This window comes from Aquicoccus porphyridii (assembly GCF_008369105.1).
In the GTDB taxonomy this organism is placed as follows: domain Bacteria; phylum Pseudomonadota; class Alphaproteobacteria; order Rhodobacterales; family Rhodobacteraceae; genus Aquicoccus; species Aquicoccus porphyridii.
Genome location: NZ_VINQ01000103.1, coordinates 1 through 505, shown reverse-complemented (window position 1 = coordinate 505; position 505 = coordinate 1). Strand labels below are relative to the sequence as shown.

Genomic DNA, 505 nt, shown 5'->3' with positions numbered 1-505 from the left:
CCGCCGCCAGCTCTCGGCGGACGACGCCCGCGCCGCGGCACGCGGCCTGGCGGCCCTGATCGACGGCCTGTGGTTGCGTGGCGCGCTGACCGGCGACGCCTTCGATACCGACGAGGCCCTGAACATCGCTTACGACTACCTCGACCAGCAGTTGGCAAAACAGTCGGGGTAGGGACGAAAACCCCCGCGGCGCCGCCTTGCGCCTGCGATACCGATAAGAGAGGACTGCAACATGGCCCGATTCGAAGAACAGAAGCTCTACATTGGCGGTCGCTACGTGGAGGCCAGCAGTGGCGCCACCTTCGAGACCATCAACCCGGCCAACGGCGAAGTGCTCGCCAAGGTCCAGCGGGCTTCCAGGGAAGACGTCGAGCGGGCCGTGCAGAGCGCCGTCGAGGGGCAGAAGGTGTGGGCGGCGATGACCGCCATGCAGCGCTCGCGCATCCTCCGTCGCGCCGTCGACATCCTCCGCGAGCGCAACGACGAACTGGCCGCCCTGGAAACC

General features: G+C 67.9%; 2 protein-coding genes. Both read left to right on the top strand.

The window, feature by feature from the left end; all coding sequences use genetic code 11:
- Nucleotides 1–172, top strand: a 172-nt coding sequence (locus FLO80_RS23765) for a TetR family transcriptional regulator C-terminal domain-containing protein (protein WP_188078405.1), incomplete at its 5' end; no start/stop codon positions are given.
- Between the two features lie 60 nt (nt 173–232).
- A partial coding sequence (locus tag FLO80_RS23760) for an aldehyde dehydrogenase family protein (protein WP_149187135.1) occupies nt 233–505 on the top strand: 273 nt, incomplete at its 3' end.